The organism is Sphingomonas ginsenosidimutans, from assembly GCF_002374835.1.
Taxonomy (GTDB): domain Bacteria; phylum Pseudomonadota; class Alphaproteobacteria; order Sphingomonadales; family Sphingomonadaceae; genus Sphingomonas; species Sphingomonas ginsenosidimutans.
This window is the reverse complement of sequence record NZ_NWVD01000001.1, coordinates 556945-570639: the sequence shown is the minus strand read 5'-3', so window position 1 is coordinate 570639 and position 13695 is coordinate 556945. Positions and strand designations below refer to the sequence as shown.

Here is a 13695-nt window from a genome sequence, read left to right as displayed (position 1 = left end):
AGGGGCGCGTGAACGGGGGCCAGGACGCGCCTCCCGCCCCCGACGCACCGCTGCTGGCCGAGCGGCTGGCGCGCGCGATCACGTTGGGCGGGCCGATCCCGGTCAGCCAGTTCATGGCCGCGGCCAATGCGCATTATTATGCGACGCGCGATCCGCTGGGCGCGGGCGGCGACTTCACCACCGCACCCGAGATCAGCCAGATGTTCGGCGAGCTGATCGGCGCCTGGGCCGCCGACCTGTGGGATCGTGCGGGGCGGCCGGCGGTCGCCTGGGTCGAGCTGGGTCCGGGGCGCGGGACGCTGACCGCCGACGCGCGGCGCGTGATGGCGCACGCCGGGCTAACCCCGCCGGTGCATCTGGTGGAAACCAGCCCGACGCTGCGCGCCGCGCAGGCTGCGCGCGTGCCGGGCGCGACATGGCACGATTCGCTGGCGACATTGCCGGAGGATGTCGCGCTGATCGTCGTCGCCAACGAATTCTTCGACGCGCTGCCGATCCGGCAGCTGGTGCGCGGCCGCGACGGCTGGCACGAGCGGCTGGTGGCGTGCCAGGACACCTTGTTCCTGCCAATCGCGGGCGCGCGGGTGCCCGACACGATCCTGCCGCCCGATCTGGCGGCGGCGGCGCCCGGCGCGATCATCGAGACGTCGCCCGCCAGCGTCACGGTGATGGCGGACCTGTCGGCGCGGATCGTCGCGCAGGGCGGCACGGCGCTGGTGATCGACTATGGCTATGACGGGCCGGCGGTGGGCGAGACGTTGCAGGCGGTGCGCGGCCACGCCTTCGCCAATCCGTTCGAGGCGCCGGGCGAACAGGACCTGACCGCGCACGTCGACATGGCGACGCTGGGACTGGTCGCGACCGCGTCGGGCGCGAACCTGGCCGGGCCGGTCGGCCAGGGCGCGTTCCTGACCGCGCTGGGCATCGCGCAGCGCGCCGCCGCGCTCGGCCCCGCGGTCGCCGCCGATCACGCGCGGCTGGTCGAGGACATGGGCACGCTGTTCCGCGTCATCGCCGCCACCCATCCGCAATGGCCCCAACCCGCAGGTTTCGCATGACCGACCCGCTTCCCGCGCCCCCGCCTTCACTGCGCCCCGCCACCGTCGCCGATGCGCCCGCGATCGCGGCGCTGGCGCGAAAGACCTTCACGGACACGTTCGGGCATCTGTATTCGCCCGAGAACCTCGCCGCCTTCCTGTCGATCCACACGCCGGAGAACTGGGCGGCGGAGATCGCCGACCCGGCCTATTGCGTGCGGCTGGCAGAGGCGGACGGGCAGCCGGTCGCCTATATGAAGCTGGGGCCGCCGTCGCTGCCGTTCACCCCGCCCGCCGGCGCGATCGAGCTGCGGCAGATCTACGTCCTGCCCGCCTATCACGGCGGCGGGCTGGCGCGCGCGATGCTGGCAACGGCGATCGCGGAAGCGCGGGCGCGCGGATGCACCGCGCTGTACCTGTCGGTGTTCACCGACAATCCGCGCGCGCGGCGCTTCTATGCGCGCGAAGGGTTCGTCGAGGTCGGCCCCTATGCGTTCATGGTCGGCGACCATGCGGACGAGGATATCGTGATGAGGCTGGACCTGTGAGCGCGACCGGCCCCGAGGTGCTGCGCGCCCGCGTGCTGGGCGACCTGCCGCACGGCTTCCTGGGGCGGCGCGGGGGCGCGTCGACGGGCATCCATGCCGGGCTGAACGTCGGGCTGGGATCGGACGACGATGCCGATATCGTCCGCGCCAATCGCGCCGCGGCGCTGGCGGCGGTGCGGCCGGGCGCGGCATTGCTGACCCCCTATCAGGTCCATTCCGCCGATTGCGTCACCGTCACCGCGCCGTTCGAGGGCGAGCGGCCGCGCGCCGATGCGCTGGTCACCGACCGGCCGGGGCTGGCGATCGGCATCATCACCGCCGATTGCGCGCCGGTGCTGCTGGCGGACCGCGAGGCGGGCGTCGTCGGCGCCGCGCACGCCGGGTGGAAGGGCGCGATCGGCGGGGTCACCGATGCGACGATCGCCGCGATGGAGGCGCTGGGCGCGCGGCGCGAGCGGATCGCGGCGGCGGTCGGCCCATGCATCGCGCGCGCCAGCTACGAGGTGGACGCGGCGTTCCGCCGCCGCTTCGAGGAAGCCGACGCCGCCAACGACCGCTTCTTCGCGGATGCCGCGCGCCCCGGCCATGCGCAATTCGACCTGGAGGGCTATGTCGTCCACCGCCTCGCCAGCGCCGGGGTGACGCGGATCGAGGCGCTGGGCATGGACACCTATGCCGACGAAGTGCGCTTCTTCAGCTATCGCCGCGCCACGCACCGCGGCGAGCCGGGGTACGGGCGGCAGATATCGATCATCGCGACGGCGTGACGCCGCCCGTCACAGCACGAACCGGCTGAGATCGGCGTTGCGCGCGACGCTGGCCAGCTGCTTGTCGACATAGGCGGCGTCGACCACCAGCGCCTGGCCGGCGCGATCCTCGGCATCGAAGCTGACTTCCTCCAGCAGCTTCTCCATGACGGTCTGAAGGCGGCGGGCGCCGATATTCTCGATCTCGCCGTTAACCTCCGCCGCGATCCGCGCGATCGCGCGGATGCCGTCGTCGGTGAAGCTCACCTCGACGCCCTCGGTCGCGATCAGCGCCTTGTACTGCGCGGGCAGCGACGCCTTGGTATCGGACAGGATCGCGACGAAATCGTCCTCGGTCAGCCCCTTCAGCTCGACGCGGATCGGCAACCGGCCCTGAAGCTCGGGCAAGAGGTCGCTCGGCTTGGCGACGTGGAACGCGCCGCTGGCGATGAACAGGATATGGTCGGTCTTCATCGGGCCGTATTTGGTCGCAACGGTCGTCCCCTCGATCAGCGGCAGCAGGTCGCGCTGCACCCCCTCGCGGCTGACCGAGCCGCCGCGAACGTCGCTGACCGCGATCTTGTCGATCTCGTCGAGGAAGACGATGCCGTTTGCCTCGGCATCCTGCAACGCGACGCGGCTGACCTCGTCCTGGTCGAGGCGCTTGTCGGCTTCCTCCTCGACCAGCTTTTCCCACGCGGCGGGGACCAGCAGCTTGCGGCGCTGCTTCGGGCCGCCGCCGAACGCCTTGCCCATCATCTCCGACAGGTTGATCATGCCGACCGATCCGGCCCCGCCGGGCAGCTCGAACGGCATCTGCGGCGCCTGTTGCAGCTCCAGCTCGACTTCCTTGTCGGCCAGATGTCCCTCGGCGAACCGCTGGCGGAAGCTGTCGCGGGTCGCCTGGCTGGCGTCCTTGCCGACCAGCGCGTCGAGCAGCCGGTCCATCGCCGCGGCCTCCGCCTTGTCCTTCACCGCGGCGCGGCGGCGTTCCTTTTCCAGGCGGACCGCCTCCTCGACCAGATCGCGCGCGATCTGTTCCACGTCGCGGCCGACATAGCCGACCTCGGTGAACTTGGTCGCCTCCACCTTCACGAACGGCGCGTCGGCCAGCTTGGCGAGGCGGCGGCTGATCTCGGTCTTACCGCAGCCGGTCGGGCCGATCATCAGGATGTTCTTGGGCGTCACCTCATCGCGAAGGTCGGGGCTGAGCTTCTGCCGCCGCCAGCGGTTGCGCAACGCGACCGCGACCGCACGCTTGGCGTCCTTCTGCCCGATGATATGCGCGTCGAGCGCGGCGACGATCGCCTTGGGGGTCAAATTATCGTTCATGGTTTTTCAAAGCCTTGGTCGGCGAAGGTTGCTAATGGTGAGACGCTCGTCATCCCGGCGGAGGCCGGAGTCTCGCGCCGCAAGCGCGCGCGTCCCAACCGGGAGGCCCCAGCCTGCGCTGGGGCGACGGAAGGGTGTCAGGTGGCGCTCTCCAGCGTCTCGATCGTCAGCCGGTCGTTGGTGTAGACGCATACCTCCGCCGCGATCTTCATCGCCTTGCGGCACAAAACCTCGGCATCGTCCTCATATTCGACCAGCGCGCGTGCGGCGGCGAGCGCGTAATTGCCACCCGATCCGATCGCCGCGACACCCGCCTCCGGCTCCAGCACGTCGCCGTTGCCGGTCAGGATCAGCGTCACGTCCCTGTCCGCGACGATCATCATCGCCTCCAGGTTGCGCAGATACTTGTCGGTGCGCCAGTCCTTGGCCAGCTCGACCGCGGCGCGCATCAGGTGTCCGCCGTGGCGCTCCAGCTTGGATTCCAGCCGCTCGAACAGCGTGAAGGCGTCGGCGGTGGCGCCGGCGAACCCGCCGATCACCTGACCGTCCGCGCCCAGCCGGCGGACCTTCTTCGCATTGGGCTTCATCACGGTCTGCCCCATCGAGACCTGACCGTCGCCCGCCACGACGACCTTGCCGCCGCGCCGGACCGAAAGAATGGTGGTGCCGTGCCAGACCGGCATGGCGTGTGGATCGTTCCCGCTCATGGCGCGCGATATGGGGAGCGGCCGGCGGGTCCGGCAAGCCCCGCGCGGTTTTGCGCCGATATTGCGGCGCACATAACCGGAGCGATGGAACTTGTCGGGCGCTCAGGCCATAGGCAGGTCCGAGGATTGAGTGACGATGATTACCGACAAGGACCGCCTGTATTTCCAGATCCGCGCCGAGACCGAATTGCGGCTGGCGGCCGAGGCAGAAGACCCCGCGGTGTGCCGCGCGCATTACCAGATGGCGACCGAATATCTCGACGCCGCGCACGGCGCGCACATGCGGCTGCCACCCGATCCGCAACGGCTGGCGCGGCGGGGGTAGGACGGGGCGGCGTTTCCACGGTTCTTGGCAATCGTGCCGTCATCCCAGCGAAAGCTGGGACCTTTCCATTGGGTAGTCCCCCCTGGGAGACCCCAGCTTTCGCTGGGGTGACGTACCGGGCGGGGGGTCTAGCCGCCCCCCTCTCCCTTCCGTCGCCCCGGCGTAGGCCGGGGTCCAGCATTCCTCGAAACCAGCGGCTGGTGCGATTGCGGCAAGGTAGATGCCGGAACAGATACGGCGTTCCGGACTTGCGCCACGCTATTTCCCGCGCGCCTTCCCCCATTCGCGCGCGACCGTGTAGCCGAGATAGCCGGTGCCGAAGAGCGCGTAGAGCGGCTCCGGCAGGCCGTTGAGATAGGCGTTCATGCCCCGCCCGATCGCCAGCGCCATGTCCGGCTGGACCGCGGCGATGAGCCCCATCGGAATGCTCCACAGCAGCAGCGCGTACATCACGTAGAGGAAGCTGGGGCGCGCGCGGCTGGTCCATGGGTCGGGCGAGGCGGCTTCAGCGAGCACCGCCGCCATCTGCGTCTTGATGCGTTCCAACTCCTGCGTGCCCTCCATCCGCAGCAGTTCCAGCTTGGCCGCCTCGCGCGCTTTCGGATCGGGGATGATCTTGTCGATCAGCCCGGCGATGGGCGCGATGATGCCGTCGATCAGTGATGCCATGTCGTGTCCCTCCCCCTTCGCGTCAGCCGATGCGGTTGGCGAGCCAGCCGTACAGGAACGCCTCGTTTGCGGGGCGCTGTTCCGCGAGCGTCAGATAGCGTTCGCCCTGCAACGCCTCGATCGCCTTCACCAACACGGTCGGCGCGCGCACCCCGCGCGTCGCCAGGAAGCGGTCGAACGCGGCAAGCGTCTGCGCGCCGATGCGCCCGTCGAGCACGACGTCGGGATAATCGCTGCCGCCGCGATTGAGCGCGTTGAGCGCGCGCTGAAGGAAGGCGGTCGCCACTGCCGGCCCCATGTTGACCCCGGTATCGAACAATTCCGCCGCGACGCGCGGGGAGCGTTCGGCGATGCGATCAAACCCCGGGTTGAGCCAATAGGCGCGGCGGTAGATGCTTTGCGCCGCCGGGCGGGTGAAATGCCGCATGTCGCCGGCATAGCCGTTGGCGCGCGCCACCGCCTCGGTAATGCCGAAGCGTGTCGCGCCGCCACGGTCGGCCGGATGTCGGACGAACCCGCCCTCCCGGTCGATCACCGCATCGATCAACTCGTCGATCATGTTCCGCTCCTTTGATTGGGATGGTCGGAACATAATGGGAACATTGGGTGTAGGACAGGCCGTGCCCTGCCCGTCACCCCGGACCTGTTCCGGGGTCCACCGTTCCGCACGACCGACGCTTGGTGCGCATGCGGCACGGTGCATGCCGGAACACGTCCGGCATGACGGATTGGCAAAAGCGGCCGCGCGCGGGGCCGCCGCTCAGCCGCGGGTGCGGACGATCTCGCAGCCCACGGCGGCGTCGGGATAGACGTCGGGCTTGACCGATCGCACGCGCACCTCGCGCACGCGCGGGTCGGCGAGGCACAGCGCGGCGACCGCCTCCACCAGCGTTTCCTGCAACGCGAACCCCGGTCCCTGCGCCAGCGCGGCGATGCCGGTGCGCACGACATCGTAATCGAGCACCTGTTCGATCGCGTCGGCATCGGGCGGCGTGTCGTAGCGGACGGTCATCGACACCGACAGCAGCACGCGCTGCGGCACCTGTTCGTGCGCGTGGATGCCCAGCCGCATCGACACCGCGAGATCCGACAGGATGATCGTGTAATCAGCCATGTGCGCGCCCTTCGAACATCACGTCGCCGTCGCGCTTCACGAAGCGCTGGCCGGCATCGACGAACAACGTCTGCCCGGTGACGCTGCGCGCGCCCAGCAGATAGACGACCGCCGCCGCGACCGCATCGGCACCGACCGGGCGTTGCAGCAGGTTGGCGCTGGCGGTGCGGTCGAACTCCTCGGCGCTCTGCTCGCCGCTGGGCAGCGTCAAGCCGGGGGCGACCGCATTGACCCGCATGCGCGGCGCGAACGCCTGCGCCAGCAGCACCGTCGCGCTGTCCAGCGCGGCCTTGCTGAGCGTATAGGAGAAGAAATCCGGATTGGGGTTGGCCAGTTTCTGGTCGAGCAGGTTGACCACCGCGCGATCCTCGCCCCCCGGCTGCGCGGCGAGTGCGGCGGCGAGCCGGGCGGGGGCGATCGCGTTGACCGCATGCAGCCGCACCGCCAGCGCCGGGTCGATCGCCTCGGGCCGGTCGAATTCGAACAGCGAGGCGCTGTTGACCAGCCCGAACACCGGCCCATCGGCGGCGGCGCGGGGGATCAGCGCGGCGACGTCATCGGCATCGGCCAGGTCGGCCCGGATCGCCTGCCCGCCCAGCTCCGCCGCCAGCGCCTCCGCCACCGCGCGCGACGTCCCGTAATGGATCACCGGGCGGTAGCCGGCGGCCGCGACCGCGCGCGCGATCGCCGCGCCCAGCCGCTTCGCGCCGCCGGTGACGAGGACCAGCCCCCCTTGCGACACGCTCAGGCCATGCCCATCAGCGACAGCACTTCCTTGCGGCTGCGCTCGTCGTCGCGGAACACGCCCATCATCCGGCTGGTCACCATGCCGACGCCGGGGGTGCGCACTCCGCGCGCGGTCATGCAGGCGTGGCTCGCCTCGATCACCACCGCCACCCCCTGCGGCTTCAGGCCGTTCCAGATACAGTCGGCGACCTCGGCGGTCAGCCGTTCCTGCACCTGCAACCGCCGGGCATAGGCGTGGAGGACGCGGGCCAGCTTCGAAATGCCGACGACATGGTCGCGCGGCAGATAGGCGATGTGCGCCTTGCCGATGATCGGCGCCATGTGATGTTCGCAATGCGACTGGAACGGAATATCCTTCAGCAGGACGATCTCGTCATAGCCGCCGACTTCCTCGAACACGCGCGACAGGTGCTTCGACGGATCGTCGGCATAGCCGGCGCAATATTCCCGCCACGCGCGCGCGACGCGCTGGGGCGTGTCGAGCAGCCCTTCGCGCGTGGGATCGTCGCCGGCCCAGCGGATCAGCGTGCGCACCGCCGCCGCGACATCGTCGGGCACCGGCAGCTTGCCGTCGCCGCCGACCAGATCGCCGTCCGCCGGGTCGCCATGGGGTGTATGTGCGTGATCGTCCGCCATGTTTCTCACTTACCCTTCATCTTTCGCAACGCAGCATGACCGAATTTCGATTTGACCATTGATGCTTTATTGTCACTCGCCGCAATCGCCGCACGAATCCTACGCAAAAACGTTTGACGGCGGAAATTTTCGGTCGCTACCTTCCATACCGCATCATCAAACGCCGACATGACGACACAAGATCGCGTGCGGCTTACGGAGGGGATGTTCATGAGGAAGTTCGACCTGCTGTGCGCGTCCGCCATCAGCCTGCTGGCGGCCGCACCCGTTGCCGCCCAGACCGGCGCCACCACCACCGCCCAGAACGGCGCACCGACCAATGGCCCGGGGCAGGAAGCGCCCTCCTCCGTATCGACCGACACGTCCGCTGGCTATGCCCCCGATATCGTCGTGACCGCACAGCGCCAGTCGCAGCGGCTGCAGGACGTGCCGATCGCGGTGACCGCGTTCACCGCCGACAACCTGGACAAGCAGCAGATCGTCAACCCGGTGGCGTTGCAGCAGTCGCTGCCCAACATCACCTTCACGAAGACGAACTTCACCTCCTCCAGCTTCACGATCCGCGGCATCGGCGACCTGTGCGTCGGCGTCACCTGCGACCAGGCGACCGCGATCCACGTCAACGACATGCCGCTGCTGGCGACGCGCCTGTTCGAAAGCGAATTCTTTGATCTGGAACGCGTCGAGGTGCTGCGCGGGCCGCAGGGCACGCTGTTCGGGCGCAACGCGACGTCGGGTGTCGTCAACTTCATTTCGGCCAAGCCCGACCTGTCGGGGATCCGCGCCGCGGGCGAGTTCGAATACGGCAATTACGATTCGAAGCGCGTGAAGGCGATGTTCAACCTGCCGCTGGGCAACACGCTGGGGCTGCGCGTGGCGGGCACGTACCTGAACCGCGACGGCTATACGTTCAACGACTATACCGGCAACCGCATCGACGGGCGCGACCTGTATGCGGTGCGCGGCACGCTGTCGTGGGAGCCGAGCCCCGATACGCGCGTCGACCTGATCGGCTATTACTTCCGTGAGAAGGACAATCGCAGCCGCATCCAGAAGCAGCTGTGCAACCGCGATTCCACCGGCATCCTGGGCTGTTCGCCCGACGGCGCGGGGTTCGGCACCACCAACGCCAATTCCACGCTGGCGACGATCCTGACCAGCCGCGAATTCCTGACCATCTCCGGCGCGGGCGCGCTGGCGCCGTTCGCGCTGGGCAGCGTCTATCAGGCGGCGGACAGCTTCGCGGGCGTGACCAACCCGGCCGACGTGCGCCGGGTGCGGATCGATTACGAGCCGACCTATTTCGCCGAGGAACAGCAATATACCGTCAAGCTGTTCCATGATTTCGGCCCGGTCAGCCTGAACATCACCGGCGGCTATATGGAGAATACCGTCGATTCGACGTCCGACTACAATCTGGCGGTGGAGAATTCCTATGCCGGCAATGCGGGCCTCAACCTGCTGAACGCGATCGGCCGGCCGGGGCTGCCGGGCGCGGTGCTCAACAACGTGCGCCAGTATCTGATCCCCAACGGCCCGGGCACGCTGTGCCAGTCGCTGCCGGAACCGACCAACACCGGCGTCTATGGCGGCAACGCGGTCTGCGCGCCGACCAGCCTGGATTTCGACCGTTCGTACAACCATGCGCGGCAATATTCGGCCGAGGCGCATATTGACAGCTCGTTCGACGGGCCGTTCAACTTCCTGCTGGGCGGCATCTATTTCGACAGCAAGCAAGAGAACGACTATTACGTCAACGCCTTCGGTCTGGATTACGCCACCGGCCTGCTCGGGTCCGGTCCGACGGCGGGCGCGGCCTATCTGGCGTCGCCCTTCTATCGCAGCAGCTCGCCCGAATTCCGGCTGAAGTCGTGGGGCGCGTTCGGCGAAGCCTATTTCCAGGCGACCGAGAAGCTGAAGCTGACGATCGGCCTGCGCTACAACCACGACGACAAATCGGTGCGCGCGCGCACCACGCTGGCCAACGTCCCCGTGCCCTATGGCGCCACCACCGCGTTCCCGCAGCTGGACAGCGGCGCGGTGGACTTCGACCCGACGATCCCCGGCAACCAGGCGTTCGCCATCGGCAACGTCAGTTTCTCTCGCCTGACCGGGCGCGCGGTGATCGACTACAAGATCACCAACGACAATCTGATCTACGCCTCCTATTCGCGCGGGTATAAGTCGGGCGGCATCAACCCGCCGCTGTCGCCGCTGTTCGCGGTGCCGACCAACTTCGCGCCGGAAAGCGTCGATGCGTTCGAAATCGGATCGAAGAACACGTTCGGCGGCGGCGCGCTGCGCATCAACCTCACCGGCTTCTACTACAAGTACAAGGATCTGCAGCTGTCGCGGATCGTCGCGCGCACGTCGGTGAACGACAATATCAACGCCGACATCTACGGCGTCGAGGCCGAAGCGGTGCTCAGCCCGATCCCGCGCTTCGTCGTCAACGCCAACTTCAGCTACCTGAAGACCAAGGTGTCGGCGGATCGCTTCCTGGCCAATCCGCGCGATCCGTCGGGCGGCCGATCCGACGCGGTCATCATCAAGGACATCACCAACGCATCGAACTGCGCCGTCGTGCCGACCACCGCGGGCAACCGCGCGGGCGCCAACGCCTTCGTCACCGCGATCAACTCCTCGGTCGGGCTGGCCGCGCCGGTGGCGGTGCCCGGCACCACCGCGAACGGCGCGTTCAGCATCTGCTCGGCATTGACCGCGCAGGCGGCGGCGATCGGCGCGGCGTTCGGCGGCGTCCAGGTGCTCGGCTCGGGCGTCGAGGTGAACGTGCGCGGCAACCAGCTGCCCAACGCGCCCACCTACAAATGGTCGGTGGGTGCGCAATATACGGTCGACATGGGCGGCAGCGGATGGACGGTCGTGCCGCGTGCCGACATCAACTACACTGGCAATGCCTATGGCACGATCTTCAACAAGAACCCGATCGACCGGATGCCGGGATACGAAGTCGTCAACGCGCAGATCCAGGTCAACGCACCCGACGACCGCTTCTACGTCCGCGGCTTCGTGCAGAACCTGACCGGGAACGACTCGACCACCGGCATGTACGTGACCGATCAGTCGTCGGGCCTGTTCACCAACATCTTCACGATCGAGCCGCGCCGCTACGGCGTGGCCGCCGGGTTCAAGTTCTGATCCGGCGACGCTGACGCAACCATGCGCCGCTCCCGCGGATTAACCCGATCGGTCCATCACGACCGAATGGCAACATGGGGAGCGGCGACATGGCGAACGACCTGAAGAAGGGTGACGAGGTCACGTGGAAGTCGCACGGCGGCACCGCGCACGGCACGGTCGAGAAGAAGCTGACCAGCGACACCACGATCAAGGGCCACACGGTCCGCGCGTCGAAGGACGATCCGCAATATCTGGTAGAGAGTGACAACGGCGGAAAGGCGGCGCACAAGCGCACTGCGCTCAAGAAGGCGTGATTCCGCGAGGAGCCGGCCCGTTGGCCGGCGCAACAGGAAGGAATGTAATGGCTACCAAGACCAAGGCCGACGCAGCTGCCCCCAAGACCGGCGGCATCCATGCCCCCGTGCAGCCGTCGGCTGAACTGGGTGCGGTCGTCGGCAACGAGAAGCTGCCGCGCAGCCAGGTCATCAGCAAGGTGTGGGACTATATCAAGTCCAACAACCTGCAGAACCCGGAGAACAAGCGCGAGATCCTCGCCGACGAGAAGCTGAAGAAGGTCTTCGGCCGCGACAAGGTGACGATGTTCGAAATGAACAAGTACATCTCGCAGCACGTCAAGGCCTGACGGCATCGTGCCGCCCGCCGCGCCGCGCGACGACGCGCGCGGCGGGCGCACCCGGACCCGCGCCGCGCGCATTGCCGCGGGCGAGCGTCACAGGCGGTGGAGCGACAGGGCTCCCGCCAATTTCCCCATGTCGCCGCCGCTCGTCGCAGACGGCCGGTGCCGTCATCGCCCGACGCGGGATCAGCGACAGCGCGGATAGGCCTGTTGCGGGTCGGGCAGGTCGACCGGCGGCGGCGGCGGCGTCACCGCGATTGCCGGCGCAGCGGGGCCCGCGCCGCCGACCGGTCGCACCGCCCGGACCGCGGGCGACACCGGCGCGCCCGTCACCGGAGGTGTCACCGGGCGCGTCACCGGGCTCGTCATCACACGCAGGTTGTTCGACGCGATGGCGTCCTCCAGCACGTGGACATGCGGCAGCACCGCGCCGTCGCGCCGGGCGACGATCACCTCGCCCAGGCCGCGCGCGAAACGGTGGCGGGTCACGATATAGCCGCCCTGCGTGACCGCGCGCAGCAGGATCGCGCTGTGCGGGTAAGGATCCTGCAGCCGGTCGCGCACGATCACCACCCCCGACACGCCGATCCGGTTCAGGATCGTGCGCGCCGCGTCGGGCGTGCGCGCGATGACGTGATAGCCGCGCCCCATGAAGTCGCTGCCGGCCAGCCATTGCGACGCGCGCGCCACCCACATCGTCCGCATCCCGCAGTCGCGATGTGCGACCTCGGCGATGATCGCCCCTTCGCCCCCCGCGCGGCCGTCGACCATCCAGATCCACGAATCCTGCCGCATCGCCGCGACGATCGTGGGGGCGGCCATGTCACGCTTGGGCTCCAGCCGGACCAGCGCCACCACGGGCGATGCGAGCGCGGCGGCGGGCAGCGCGATCGCCGCGGCGCGCATCGCCGCGCCGCCGTGGCGCCACGCCCGCACCACTCCCAGCGCCGCCAGCGCGACGCACCACGGTACCGCGGGCAGCACGTAGCGAGCGTCGAGCGCAACCGGCACGATCGACTGGAACGCCAGCGTCGCCGCGATCGCGGCCAGCGCCAGCCGCACCACCGCCCCCGCGCGCGGATCGCGCCAGCCGCCCGCCGCTCCCCATAGAGACAGCATGACGCCCGCGGCGCCCACTTCCCCCAACAGCGCCGCCGCATTGCTGCGCAGCGCCAGCCAGGCATAGGCCGGGCCGGGCGCATAGTTGAACCCGCCCGCCGAAATGCGGAACGACACGTAGTACCACGGGGCGACGACCAGCGCGGTCAGCGCGCCCGTCGCCCACAATCGCCGGTCGCGCAGCAGCGCCCAGCGCCGCGACAGCGCGATCTCGATCGGCGGGATCAGCGCGACCAGCGCGCCATTGCCCTTCACCAGCGGCGCGAACGCGGCCAGCGCGCCGAACAGCAGGAACCGCCGCCAGCCGGGCCGCTCGGCCGCGCGCAGCCACGCGATCGCCGCCAGCCCGGCCACCAGCGCCACCGGCTGGTCGAGCAGGAACGCGCGCGCGCTTTCCACCACCAGCGGCAGGACAAGCATCGCCAGCGCGGCCGCGATCCCGGCGCGCCACGCCCCGGCGCGCGCCAGCGCCCAGGCGGGCAGGATCGCGGGCAGCCCGGCGACGAATGCGCTGACGACCGCCGCCGCCGCCGCCCCCGGCCACCAAAGCGCCGCGGCGGGGGCGAGCAGCGCATACCAGCCGGGCGGCCAGTGGCCGATCGACAGCTTGGGATAATGGACATAGAAATCGCGCGCGAACGCCATCGGCGCGGGCAATCCGGCGCGCAGCCAGTCGGCGATGAACAACGTGTTGACGTAATGCGCCGATTCGTCGGGGCCGAGGAAACTGCCGGTCAACCCGCCGGTCAGCCACGCCAGTGCGACGCTGGCCAGCCCCAGTCCGATCGCCAGCCCCGCCGCCGCCGCGACCGCGCGCCTCCGCGCCTGCATCATCGCGCCCTTCCCGGTTGTGGTGCCCCCGGCGAGATTCGAACTCACGACCTGCGGTTTAGGAAACCGTCGCTCTATCCTGCTGAGCTACGGGGGCACGCGCGGA

15 protein-coding genes and 1 tRNA gene are annotated in these 13695 nt (G+C 69.1%); 7 read left to right on the top strand and 9 right to left on the bottom strand.

The genetic code is table 11. The annotated features are described in order from the left end of the window. Positions 1–8: 8 nt before the first annotated feature. From COA17_RS02550 to pgeF, 3 genes are read left to right on the top strand one after another with little or no spacing between them, the layout of a single operon-like run. Positions 9–1058 (top strand): class I SAM-dependent methyltransferase, encoded by a 1050-nt coding sequence (locus tag COA17_RS02550; RefSeq protein WP_425442651.1) that lies wholly within the window; start codon positions 9–11, stop codon positions 1056–1058. Further along, positions 1055–1585 carry a GNAT family N-acetyltransferase gene (locus COA17_RS02545; protein ID WP_066485121.1) on the top strand — a complete coding sequence of 177 codons (531 nt, stop codon included), beginning with the start codon at positions 1055–1057 and terminating at the stop codon, positions 1583–1585. The genes COA17_RS02550 and COA17_RS02545 overlap by 4 nt, the downstream gene beginning before the upstream one ends. Beyond that, positions 1582–2352 carry a peptidoglycan editing factor PgeF gene (pgeF, locus tag COA17_RS02540; RefSeq protein WP_245857363.1) on the top strand — a complete coding sequence of 257 codons (771 nt, stop codon included), beginning with the start codon at positions 1582–1584 and terminating at the stop codon, positions 2350–2352. The genes COA17_RS02545 and pgeF overlap by 4 nt, the downstream gene beginning before the upstream one ends. 9 nt (positions 2353–2361) lie before the next feature. On the opposite strand, the gene hslU is transcribed toward pgeF, so the two are convergent. Together hslU and hslV are read right to left on the bottom strand one after the other, a co-directional pair. Then, on the bottom strand, positions 2362–3663 hold the full coding sequence (gene hslU / locus COA17_RS02535) for an ATP-dependent protease ATPase subunit HslU (RefSeq protein WP_066485116.1): 1302 nt from the start codon (positions 3661–3663) through the stop codon (positions 2362–2364). A gap of 137 nt (positions 3664–3800) precedes the next feature. After that, on the bottom strand, positions 3801–4346 hold the full coding sequence (gene hslV, locus COA17_RS02530; protein WP_096609975.1) for an ATP-dependent protease subunit HslV: 546 nt from the start codon (positions 4344–4346) through the stop codon (positions 3801–3803). Positions 4347–4500: 154 nt separating this feature from the next. Between hslV and COA17_RS02525 the strand changes: the two genes are divergently transcribed. Then, a complete protein-coding gene (locus tag COA17_RS02525; protein WP_425442650.1) occupies positions 4501–4695 on the top strand; it encodes a hypothetical protein in 195 nt (64 codons plus the stop codon). Between the two features lie 258 nt (positions 4696–4953). Here COA17_RS02525 and COA17_RS02520 read toward each other — a convergent pair whose 3' ends face one another. From COA17_RS02520 to folE, 5 genes are all read right to left on the bottom strand, one after another. After that, positions 4954–5364: a holin family protein gene (locus COA17_RS02520; RefSeq protein ID WP_066491767.1), complete on the bottom strand. Its 411-nt coding sequence runs from the start codon at positions 5362–5364 to the stop codon at positions 4954–4956. Between the two features lie 22 nt (positions 5365–5386). Next, positions 5387–5923 (bottom strand): glycoside hydrolase family 108 protein, encoded by a 537-nt coding sequence (locus COA17_RS02515; RefSeq protein ID WP_176484772.1) that lies wholly within the window; start codon positions 5921–5923, stop codon positions 5387–5389. Between the two features lie 201 nt (positions 5924–6124). Continuing rightward, the gene (locus COA17_RS02510) at positions 6125–6478 is read right to left on the bottom strand and encodes a dihydroneopterin aldolase (protein WP_066491758.1); all 354 of its coding nucleotides are present in this window, start codon (positions 6476–6478) and stop codon (positions 6125–6127) included. Then, positions 6471–7220: an SDR family oxidoreductase gene (locus COA17_RS02505; protein WP_176484771.1), complete on the bottom strand. Its 750-nt coding sequence runs from the start codon at positions 7218–7220 to the stop codon at positions 6471–6473. Before COA17_RS02505 ends, COA17_RS02510 begins: the two co-directional genes overlap by 8 nt. 2 nt (positions 7221–7222) lie before the next feature. Continuing rightward, positions 7223–7861, bottom strand: a complete 639-nt coding sequence (folE, locus tag COA17_RS02500) for a GTP cyclohydrolase I FolE (RefSeq protein ID WP_066491750.1) — start codon at positions 7859–7861, stop codon at positions 7223–7225. Between the two features lie 210 nt (positions 7862–8071). Between folE and COA17_RS02495 the strand changes: the two genes are divergently transcribed. From COA17_RS02495 to COA17_RS02485, 3 genes are all read left to right on the top strand, one after another. Beyond that, complete coding sequence (locus tag COA17_RS02495) at positions 8072–11020, top strand: TonB-dependent receptor (RefSeq protein WP_096610727.1); 2949 nt, start codon at positions 8072–8074, stop codon at positions 11018–11020. Between the two features lie 89 nt (positions 11021–11109). Continuing rightward, positions 11110–11316 (top strand): hypervirulence associated TUDOR domain-containing protein, encoded by a 207-nt coding sequence (locus COA17_RS02490; RefSeq protein WP_096610725.1) that lies wholly within the window; start codon positions 11110–11112, stop codon positions 11314–11316. A gap of 47 nt (positions 11317–11363) precedes the next feature. Continuing rightward, positions 11364–11645 carry an SWIB/MDM2 domain-containing protein gene (locus COA17_RS02485; RefSeq protein ID WP_066491748.1) on the top strand — a complete coding sequence of 94 codons (282 nt, stop codon included), beginning with the start codon at positions 11364–11366 and terminating at the stop codon, positions 11643–11645. 180 nt (positions 11646–11825) lie between these two features. Here COA17_RS02485 and COA17_RS02480 read toward each other — a convergent pair whose 3' ends face one another. Together COA17_RS02480 and COA17_RS02475 are read right to left on the bottom strand one after the other, a co-directional pair. Continuing rightward, entirely contained in the window at positions 11826–13637 is a 1812-nt protein-coding gene (locus tag COA17_RS02480; protein ID WP_141397010.1) for an ArnT family glycosyltransferase, read from the bottom strand. Beyond that, a tRNA-Arg gene (locus COA17_RS02475) sits at positions 13610–13686 on the bottom strand. Before COA17_RS02475 ends, COA17_RS02480 begins: the two co-directional genes overlap by 28 nt. Between the last annotated feature and the right edge of the window lie 9 nt (positions 13687–13695).